Annotated in this window: 8 protein-coding genes and 2 pseudogenes; 3 read left to right on the top strand and 7 right to left on the bottom strand. The window is 73.8% G+C overall.

The features are described 5' to 3' along the window. The 3 genes and pseudogenes from ACWJ6R_RS22865 to ACWJ6R_RS22855 all read right to left on the bottom strand — a co-directional run. Positions 1 to 736: pseudogene (locus ACWJ6R_RS22865) on the bottom strand (DNA-binding protein); the annotation flags it as partial. Continuing rightward, positions 733 to 1,599: a DUF4132 domain-containing protein gene (locus ACWJ6R_RS22860; protein ID WP_449064190.1), complete on the bottom strand. Its 867-nt coding sequence runs from the start codon at positions 1,597 to 1,599 to the stop codon at positions 733 to 735. The pseudogene ACWJ6R_RS22865 and the gene ACWJ6R_RS22860, both read right to left, overlap by 4 nt. 184 nt (positions 1,600 to 1,783) lie before the next feature. Continuing rightward, positions 1,784 to 2,326: a TetR/AcrR family transcriptional regulator gene (locus ACWJ6R_RS22855; protein WP_449064189.1), complete on the bottom strand. Its 543-nt coding sequence runs from the start codon at positions 2,324 to 2,326 to the stop codon at positions 1,784 to 1,786. A gap of 62 nt (positions 2,327 to 2,388) precedes the next feature. On the opposite strand from ACWJ6R_RS22855, the gene ACWJ6R_RS22850 reads away from it, so the two are divergent. The 3 genes from ACWJ6R_RS22850 to ACWJ6R_RS22840 all read left to right on the top strand — a co-directional run bounded on the left by ACWJ6R_RS22850 (position 2,389) and on the right by ACWJ6R_RS22840 (position 4,065). Beyond that, positions 2,389 to 2,805 (top strand): SRPBCC family protein, encoded by a 417-nt coding sequence (locus ACWJ6R_RS22850; RefSeq protein ID WP_449064188.1) that lies wholly within the window; start codon positions 2,389 to 2,391, stop codon positions 2,803 to 2,805. Positions 2,806 to 2,872: 67 nt separating this feature from the next. After that, a complete protein-coding gene (locus ACWJ6R_RS22845; protein ID WP_449064187.1) occupies positions 2,873 to 3,691 on the top strand; it encodes a HipA family kinase in 819 nt (272 codons plus the stop codon). Beyond that, on the top strand, positions 3,688 to 4,065 hold the full coding sequence (locus tag ACWJ6R_RS22840; RefSeq protein WP_449064186.1) for a DUF3037 domain-containing protein: 378 nt from the start codon (positions 3,688 to 3,690) through the stop codon (positions 4,063 to 4,065). Before ACWJ6R_RS22845 ends, ACWJ6R_RS22840 begins: the two co-directional genes overlap by 4 nt. Before the next feature lie 27 nt (positions 4,066 to 4,092). Here ACWJ6R_RS22840 and ACWJ6R_RS22835 read toward each other — a convergent pair whose 3' ends face one another. The 4 genes and pseudogenes from ACWJ6R_RS22835 to dxr all read right to left on the bottom strand — a co-directional run bounded on the left by ACWJ6R_RS22835 (position 4,093) and on the right by dxr (position 9,181). Continuing rightward, the gene (locus ACWJ6R_RS22835) at positions 4,093 to 4,935 is read right to left on the bottom strand and encodes a GNAT family N-acetyltransferase (protein WP_449064191.1); all 843 of its coding nucleotides are present in this window, start codon (positions 4,933 to 4,935) and stop codon (positions 4,093 to 4,095) included. A 60-nt stretch (positions 4,936 to 4,995) separates the two neighbouring features. Next, on the bottom strand, positions 4,996 to 6,153 hold the full coding sequence (locus ACWJ6R_RS22830) for an alpha/beta hydrolase (protein WP_449064185.1): 1,158 nt from the start codon (positions 6,151 to 6,153) through the stop codon (positions 4,996 to 4,998). Positions 6,154 to 6,791: 638 nt separating this feature from the next. Further along, positions 6,792 to 7,958: a flavodoxin-dependent (E)-4-hydroxy-3-methylbut-2-enyl-diphosphate synthase gene (gene ispG, locus ACWJ6R_RS22825; RefSeq protein WP_189236742.1), complete on the bottom strand. Its 1,167-nt coding sequence runs from the start codon at positions 7,956 to 7,958 to the stop codon at positions 6,792 to 6,794. A gap of 39 nt (positions 7,959 to 7,997) precedes the next feature. Further along, positions 7,998 to 9,181 (bottom strand): annotated as a pseudogene (gene dxr / locus ACWJ6R_RS22820) (1-deoxy-D-xylulose-5-phosphate reductoisomerase). Positions 9,182 to 9,483 lie beyond the last annotated feature (302 nt).

The raw sequence follows: 9,483 nt of genomic DNA, 5'->3' as shown, positions 1-9,483 counted from the left end.
GGCGCCGGCCCGCCCGCCGTACGCGCACGCACAGCCGGCGGAACCGGTCCAGGGCCTCGCCCGCCGGCACCCGGGCGGCCAGTTCCCGGGCGTACCCCGACAGCGTCTTCGCCGGGAGCGCGCCGGCGAGCGCGAACTCCAGGAACACCTCGTCGAGGCGTTCCTCGTCGACGGTCAGCCCGTGCTCGGCCTCCGCGGCGCGCGCCCGGGTGAACATCTGCCCCGCGTAGGAGGGGTTGTCGACCCCGAGGAAGACCCGTCCCGCCTGTTCGAAGAAGGTGGGCAGGAAGTGCGGCACGGCCGGCGCCAGCTCCTCGGCGAGCCCGCGGTAGGCGTCCAGGGCCGCCTTGGGCTTGGACTTGGCCTGCCGGGCCGCGCGCTCCAGCTCCGGCATCACGGCCAGCGCGTGATGGCCGTCCTGAGGGTGATGCACCAGCACCCACTCCGGGAAGCCGAGCGAGCGCCGCAGGCCCACCCCGACCACGACCGGCTCGCCGTCGGGCACCAGCCCGAGGAAGCCCGCGGCCGCGTCCTGCGCCGTGCCCAGTTCCCCGGCGACCAGGCGGACCACCACCCGGTCCTCCAGCCCCGGGTGACGGTAGGCGCGCGCCGTCAGCGGCACCGCCCGCTCGCCGCCGCCCTCCGTGCCGGGCGGGAGCACCGCCCCGGCCTCCAGCAGTTCCCGCGGCCCGGCCGTCCCGCTTCCGGGTTCCTCCTGCGTCGTCACGCCGTTCACGCGCCCGCTCCGTCCTCGATCGTCCGCCCGGCGTACAGCGCCGCGGCCATCCGCATCCCCTCCGACCACGCCACCGGGCCGACCCGCCGCAGCGGGAGCCGGGCGCCCTCCCGGTCGTGCCAGGTCAGGTCACCCGTCTCGGTCGCTCCGTCCCAGTAGGGCTCGCCGATCCACACCGCCGCCTCGGCGCTCCGCCCGCCGTCGCGCACGGCGCAGGTGGCGTAACCGCCGGAGACGCGGTAGCCCAGGGAGGTCGCCCGGGCGGCGAGCCCGAACCGGGAGGCGTACCCGCCTCCGGCGAACTCCGTCACCGCGGTGGCCTTCTCCTCCGGTTCGTCCGCCCTGATCCAGGTCGCCCGGTGGATCTGCTCCACCCGCTGGACCACGCCCAGCTCCGCCGCGAACTCCCGCAGGTCCTCCAGGTCGGGCAGGAGGACGGGGTGCGGCAGGGTCACCGCGCGCGGGGAGAGCCGGACCGTCTCGCCGTCCAGGTTCACCACCCGCAGCTCCCCCGACGCGGTGACGTCCCGCAGGAAGCCCGTCTCGTCCGGATCGTCGCCGACCACCACGAGATCGCGCAGGACCGACCGCCAGGCCTCGTCCGGCCAGACCCGGGCCACCAGTCCGGTGGGGACCGGCAGGGACGAGACCATCCAGGCGTCCGCCTGGGCCAGGCACTCGGCGGCGTGCCGGTCGAGCCATTCGGCCAGGCGTCGCAGCCGCTCCGTCTCAGGGTGATCGCGCACCTGCTTCGGCAGCGACTTCAGCCGCCGCCCGGCGGCCCGGCCCGCGGTGGCCCTCGCCGCCACCCTCCCCTCCACCAGGGCGATCTCATAACCGTCGCCCGCCGAAAGCCAGCCCAACGCTTCCCGCCTCTCACCGTGGGTGGACCGCCAGGACGGTCCGGAATCCCGGCGCCTGCGATCGGATGCGCGGAACGCTAACGCCTCCGGCCGACAAACCGGACCATCGCCCCCTGCGGGATTCGCACGCACCCCGGGCGGATCAGGCTTTCAGGCACATCCGCCGGCCCGGGCGGGCCCCAGGTCAGGAGGTCAGGCCCATCTCCGACAGGGCCAGATCCATGAAGGCGCCGATCGGCTCGTCCACCGCGCCGACCCGGTGCAGGGCGGCCATCCCGAGGTAGACGCTGTAGCCGGCGACGGCGCGTCCCCGGGCGAGGTCCGGCGGCTGCCCGGCCTCCTCCAGCGTGGCCCCCATGAACTCCAGCCGCCGCATGCTCACCCGCCGGGCCGTCTCGGCGGCGAGCGGGTCGTCGGCCGCGCTGACGAGCTGGAAGGCGATCTTCGAGTCCACCGGGTCGCCGAAGGCGAACTCCAGCAGCGTGCGCATGCGCAGCACCGGGTCGGGGACCTCCAGCAGCCCTTCGATGATCTCCTCGGTGCCGGACTCCCAGAGCGCCAGCGCCGCCTCGACCAGCGCCCGGCGGTTGGCGAAGTGCCAGTAGAAGCTGCCCTTCGTGGTGCCGAGCCGTACGGCCACCGGCTCCACCGCCACCGCCGACAGGCCGCCCTCGGCCAGCGCCTCCAGCGCCGCCCTGGCCCAGTCCCCCGCATTCAGCCGACCCACCCGCACAGTCTTCCATACGGAGGCGTACAGTCAGACCATACGCAGCCGTATGGAGGACTCTCATGGTGTACAACATGCACGAACGCCTCATCCCCGCCTCTCCCGAACACGTCTGGGACCTGCTCGTGGGACTCGGCGGCGAGGGCGACCGGCTCTGGCCCCAGGAGAAGGGGGCCTTCCGCCTCCCCGAGGGCGCCCACCCCGGAGCCCCCGTCGAGCACGGTCCGATGCGCTACCGCGTCGGCGCCGTCGAGCCCCGCCGCCGGCTGTGGTTCGACACCCGGGAGATGACCGGCGGGCACGGCTTCACCCTCCACCCCGCCGCGGGCGGCACCCTGGTCCGGCACGAGATCAAGGGCCGGACCACCGGCCTGTTCCGGCTCCTGTGGCCGGTGCTCATCCGATGGCAGCACGACGCGGTGCTGGAACGGCTCCTCGACAACCTCGAACGCGAGGCCGGCCGCGCCGTCGCGGGATGACCGCCGGGCGACCGGCGCCCCGGCCCGGCGGGCGGGGCGCCGCGCCGCGAGCCGATAACCTGGCCGGGTGCTGGAAGAGATCGCGGCGACCCGCTACGTGACGCCCCTGCGGGAGGGCGGGTCGCTGCCCGGGGTGATGGAGGCCGACGACCTCGGCACCTACGCCGTGAAGTTCCGGGGCGCCGGGCAGGGCCGCCGGGTGCTCGTCGCCGAGGTCCTCTGCGCCGAGCTGGCCAGGCGGCTCGGCTTCCGCACCCCCGAGCTGAAGGTGATCGACGTCGACCCGCAGCTCGGCGCCCGCGAGCCCGACGAGGAGATCCAGGACCTGCTCAAGGCCAGCGCCGGACGCAACCTCGCCGTCGACTTCCTGCCCGGCGCGCTCGGCTTCGAGCCGCTCGCCTGGCCGCCCGACCCCGCCCTCGCCTCCCGGCTGCTCTGGTTCGACGCGCTGATCCACAACGTCGACCGCAGCTGGCGCAACCCCAACCTGCTGCTCTGGCACGGCGACGTCTGGCTGATCGACCACGGCGCGGCCCTGTGGTTCCACCACAACTGGCGCACCGCCGACCCCCAGCGCGGCTTCGACGCCGGCGACCACGTCCTGGCCCCCTTCGCCACCGAGATGGCCGCCGCCGACGCCGAGTTGAGCGAGCGGATCACCCCGGACCTGCTCGACGCCGTGACGGGCGAGGTGCCCGGCGAATGGCTGGAGGACGAGCCGGGTTTCGACGACGCGCAGGCCGTACGGCGGGCCTACGCCGAGCACCTGCTGGCCCGCGCGCACGGCCCGAGGGCGTGGCTGCCCGAGCCCGCCGCCGGACCGCCGCCGGACCGGCGGGAGCAGAAGACCGGCTCGATCGGCACGTTCTGGAAGGGCACCCGGTGAGAGACGTCTACGAGTACGCCGTCATCCGGGTCGTCCCGCGCGTCGAGCGCGGCGAGCTGATCAACGCGGGCGTGCTGCTGTACTGCCAGCCGCGCGGCTACCTGTGCGCCCGCGTGGAGCTGGACGAGCCGCGGCTGCGCGCCCTGGACGCCCGCACCGACGTCGAGGCGGTACGGCACGCGCTCGACGCCTACCGGCTCTCCTGCACCGAGGACGCGGGCCCGCTGGCCGCCGAGTCGCCCGGCAGCCGGTTCCGCTGGCTGACCGCGCCGCGCAGCACCATCGTGCAGGCCGGCCCGGTCCACGCGGGCCTCACCGCCGACCCCGAGGCCGAGCTGGAGCACCTGATGTCCCGCCTGGTCCGCGCGGCCTGAGGCGCCGGGGCACGCCGGCGGGGACGCCTAGAACAGCACCGACATGAAGGTGCCGACCTCCGTGAAGCCCGCCTTCCGGTAGGCGGCCCGGGCGGGGGCGTTGTAGTCGTTGACGTACAGCGAGACCACCGGGGCGAAGCAGGCGAGGGCCTGCTCGACCACCGCGGCCATCCCGGCCGCGGCGTGGCCCCGGCCGCGCCAGGCGGGGTCGACCCAGACCCCCTGGATCTGGCAGGCCTGCGGGGTGACCGCGCCGATCTCGGCCTTGAAGACGACCGTGCCGCCGTCGATCCTGGCGTAGGAGCGGCCGATCCGGATCAGCTCCGCCACCCGCGACCGGTAGAGCGCGCCGCCGTCACCCGCCTCGGGCGAGATGCCCACCTCCTCGGTGAACATCGCCACGCAGGCGGGGAACAGGGTCTCGAACTCCTCCGGCCGCACGCGCCGCACCAGCGGGTCGGGCGGGAGCGGGGAGGACGTGGCGGTGGCCATCAGCGGCTGGGCCCAGCGGACCGCGCGGGCGGGCCCCCATTGGGGCTCCAGCCGTTCCCAGAGCGGCTCGACCGCGTCGGCCGGGCCGACGATGGAGGAGCAGCGGCGGCCCTGCCGCCGGGCCCGGTCGGCGAAGGCGTGCACGGCCTCGGGGCCGGCGTTCACCGGGACGAGGTTGGCCCCGGCGTAGCAGAGCGAGGTCAGACCGCCGCGCGGCCCGAACCCCCACATCTGGCCGCCCAGCCGGGCCGGATTGAGCCCGACGGATCGGACCCTGGAGGCGACGAAGACATTGGCGACGGGGTCGGTGTCGAGAAGCGCCAGGACCTCGTCGCGATCGTTGTCGTCGAGCACGCGCGACGCCGTTGTGCGCAGCATCACGGGCCCAAGCCTACGCGAGACCCCCGGGTTTGACAGGACCGGCTCGCAGATCGGTGTTTACCTGCCCAGATCAGCCGTCATCGGTATGCGTTCGGCCCGGGCCTCGGCCTGGGGTACGGGACCGGCCGCGCAGCGCGCGTCGACCCCCGCCCTCACCCGGCCGGCGCGTCCGGGCAGCTTCCCGTCCCGCAGGTAGGCGGCCAGGTGCCCGTCCACGCAGCGGTTGCCCTCGAAGAGCGCGACTCCGTGGTCGCCGCCGCCCTCGACCACCAGCCGGGAGCGGGTGAGGATCCGGCGCATCTCCAGCGCGCCCGGGTAGGGCGTGGCGGCGTCGCGCCGGGACTGGATCAGCAGCGCGCCCGGCAGGGCGCGATCCTGCCGGATCTTCACCGGGACGCCGCCCCGTCCGGGCCAGAACGCGCACGGCGCGTTGTACCAGGTGTTCTGCCAGGCGAGGAAGGGCGCTCTGGCGTGGATCCCGGCCGTGTCGGTCCGCCATCTGCTCCAGTCGCGGGGCCACTGCGCGTCCGCGCACTCCGTCGCGAGGTAGACGGCGTAGCCGTTCTCGGTCGCGGCATCGTTCTTGGCGTGCCTGCGGTAGGCGGCCAGCAGGGGCGCGGTGTCGCCCCGCCTGACGTACGCGGAGAAGGCCTGGGCGAGCTCCGGCCAGATGGTGTCGGAGTAGCCGCCGACGGTGTAGACGTCGTCGAACTCGCTCGGGCCGACCACGCCGCCGGCCGGGCGGGTACGCAGCCGCTCCCGGGTGGCGTACCAGGCGAAGGAGACGGCCTCGGCCGTCGCGCCGAGGCGGTAGACGCGGTTGTTGCGGGCCGTCCAGGCCAGGAAGTCGCGGTGCCGCCGGTCGAAGTAGGCGTTCTGCTTGAGGTTGGAGGCGTACCAGATCCCCCGGGGGTCGACCACGCTGTCCAGGACCAGCCGCTTGACCCGCCGGGGGAAGAGCGTCGCGTAGACCGCGCCGAGGTAGGTCCCGTAGGAGTAGCCCAGGTAGCTGATCCGGGACTCGCCCAGCGCCGCCCTGATCATGTCCATGTCCCTGGCGGAGTTCTCCGTGGTCAGGTGGGGCAGGAACCAGCTCCACCGCGTCTCGCACGCCTCGGCGTACTCCCGGGCCCGGCCGACCAGTACGGACTCCTCCTGCGTGGTCTTCGGGACGTAGTCCGGACGCGGCGGCGCGTAGTACTTGTCCGGGTCCACGCACCGCAGTGCGGGCGTGCTCTCGCCCACCCCGCGCGGTCGAAGCCGATCACGTCGAACCGGTCCGCCAGTCCGCCGGGGAGCGCCGCCGCGACGTACTTGGCCAGGTCCCGGCCGGAGGCGCCCGGCCCTCCGGGGTTGACCAGCAGGACGCCCAGGTGGTTCCCGCTCCGCGGGGTCCTCCCCTTGATCCGGTTCAGCGCGATGCCGATCGTCCGGTCCGGCCGCCGGTAGTCGAGCGGCACCCTGAGCGTGGCGCACTCCACCGCCGGGGCGGCCGGGGCGCTCCCGCGCCCCGCGCCCGCTCCGTCGCAGGCCCCCCACACGAGGTCCTGCCTGACCTGCGCCATCGCCCGAGGCGGCACCCCGACGGCGACGACGAGCATCCCGACGCCCGCGACAACCCCGACGACCCTCTTCACTGGGACTCCCTCTCCTCGATCGGCAGGGAGATCGTCCCCCGGAGGGCCGCCGCACCACCGGCCACCAGGCCGGATGCTTACCATCGCGTAGTCAATTGATTGCGGCCCGCGGCCGTCCGGCCGGTCCGCCGCACGCTCCGGGCCCCTGCGGGCCGGAGACGCCCGCGGGAGCGGGCGTCCCGGAGGATCCCGGAAGGACCGAAGACCCCGGAGGGGTCAGCGCACGACGACCTCGGGGCCGGGGGCGTCGTCGTCGAGGTCGACCTCGACGCCCATCTCCTCGGCCAGGCGCAGGGCCTCCTCGATCAGGGTCTCCACGATCTGCGACTCGGGGACGGTCTTGATGACCTCGCCCTTGACGAAGATCTGGCCCTTGCCGTTGCCCGAGGCCACACCCAGGTCGGCCTCACGGGCCTCGCCGGGACCGTTGACGACGCAGCCCATGACCGCCACGCGCAGCGGGACCTTCAGCCCCTCCAGCCCGGCCTGGACCTGCTCGGCCAGGGTGTAGACGTCGACCTGGGCCCGGCCGCAGGACGGGCAGGAGACGATCTCCAGGCCGCGCTCGCGCAGGTTCAGCGACTCCAGGATCCCGATGCCGACCTTGATCTCCTCCACCGGCGGAGCCGACAGCGAGACCCGGATGGTGTCCCCGATGCCCTCCGCCAGCAGGGCGCCGAACGCCACGGCCGACTTGATCGTGCCCTGGAACGCCGGGCCCGCCTCGGTGACGCCGAGGTGGAGCGGGTAGTCGCACCTGGCCGCGAGCAGCCGGTAGGCCTGGATCATCACGACCGGGTCGTTGTGCTTGACCGAGATCTTGATGTCCCGGAAGCCGTGCTCCTCGAAGAGCGAGCACTCCCACAGCGCCGACTCCACCAGCGCCTCGGGGGTCGCCTTGCCGTACTTCTGCAGCAGGCGCGGGTCGAGCGAGCCGGCGTTGACGCCGATCCGGATCGGCACCCCGTGGTCGGCGGCGGCGCGCGCGATCTCGCCGACCTTGTCGTCGAACTTCTTGATGTTGCCCGGGTTGACCCGGACCGCCGCGCAACCCGCCTCGATCGCGGCGAAGACGTACTTCGGCTGGAAGTGGATGTCGGCGATCACCGGGATCTGCGACTTCTTCGCGATGATCGGCAGCGCCTCGGCGTCGTCCTGGGACGGCACGGCGACCCGGACGATCTGGCAGCCCGACGCGGTCAGCGCGGCGATCTGCTGCAGGGTGGCGTTGACGTCGGCGGTGACCGTGGTGGTCATCGACTGCACCGAGACCGGCGCGTCACCGCCCACCGGCACGGAGCCGACCATGATCTGACGGGAACGGCGTCGCTCGGCGATCGGCTTGGTCCTCACCGAGGGGATACCGAGAGCCACAGAAGTCATTTTCCCAGCCTTTTTGAAAACGTCGACGGCCGCTCCAGTCTAGGCAGTGGCGGTGAGCTCCCGCGCCCGGATCCGCGCCCATCCGTCGGCGGCGAGCACCTCCTCCACCGAACCGGCCTCGCCGGGGGCGTGCTCGGCGACGACCGCGGCCACGGTGTCCACGATGCCGGGGAACGGCAGCCGCCCGGCCAGGAACGCCTCCACGCAGACCTCGTTGGCCGCGTTGTAGACCGCCGGGGCCGTGCCGCCCGCGGAGCCGACGTGCCGGGCGAGCGCGACCGCGGGGAAGGCCTCGTCGTCGAGCGGCTCGAAGGTCCAGGTGTGGGCCCGGGTCCAGTCGACGGCGGGGGCGGCTCCGGCGACCCGCTCGGGCCAGCCGAGGGCGAGCGCGATGGGCAGCCGCATGTCCGGCGGGCTGGCCTGGGCGATGACCGAACCGTCGGTGAACTCCACCATGGAGTGCACGACCGACTGCGGGTGGACCACGACGTCGATCCGGTCGAAGCCGATGTCGAAGAGCAGGTGGGCCTCGATGACCTCCAGGCCCTTGTTGACGAGTGTGGCCGAGTTCACGGTGATGACCGGCCCCATCGACCAGGTCGGGTGGGCCAGGGCCTGCTCCGGGGTCACCCCGCCGAGCTCCGCGCGGGACCGGCCGCGGAACGGCCCGCCGCTGGCGGTGACGACCAGCTTCCGTACGGCGGAGGCGTCGGGGCCGGTGGGCCCGGCCGCCCACAGGCACTGGGCGAGCGCGGCGTGCTCGGAGTCGACCGGGACCAGCCGCCCGGGCTTGGCCAGGCGCTTGACCAGCGGCCCGCCGACGATCAGCGACTCCTTGTTGGCCAGCGCGAGCGTCCGGCCCGCCTCCAGCGCGGCCAGCGTCGAGGTCAGCCCGAGCGCGCCGGTGATGCCGTTGAGCACGGTGTCGCACGGCCAGACGGCCGCCTCGGCGACCCCCTCGGGCCCGGCCAGGACCGTCGCGGTCACGCCGTGGGCGGCCAGGGCCTCCTTCAGCGCGGGCAGGCCGCCGGGTCGGCCACGGCCACCGCCTCGGGCCGGAACTCGGCCGCCTGGCGGGCCAGCAGGTCGATCCGGCCGCCTCCGGCGGCGAGCGCCGCCACCCGGAACCTGCCGGGGTTGCGCGCGATGACGTCGAGGGACTGGGTCCCGATGGAGCCGGTCGAGCCGAGCAGGACGACGGAGCGGGTGATGTCTGACTGCATCGTCCCATTCTCATGGCCGTCCGGCGTACGGCGGACCGACCGGAATCCGTGACCCGAGAAACCCACGGTGAAAATCGCGATTTACGCCCGAATTCCGCTATATCAATAGTCGCAAATCTTGAGAAATACGGATATCCGGCGCACTAGCTTCCCCAGTCAGCATCCAGGTCTCGGGAGGTACACATGCGCCGCACGGCACGCCTCGTCCCCCTTCTCGCCCTCACCGCGGGAGGCGCCCTGCTCCCCCCCGGTCGCCGCCCACCCCGCCACCGGAGGTCCCGCCGCGGCGCCCGCGACCCCCG

It is taken from the genome of Planomonospora algeriensis, from assembly GCF_977012225.1.
Note: the sequence above shows the minus strand (reverse complement) of the source record. Positions and strands in the feature narration are given on the sequence as shown.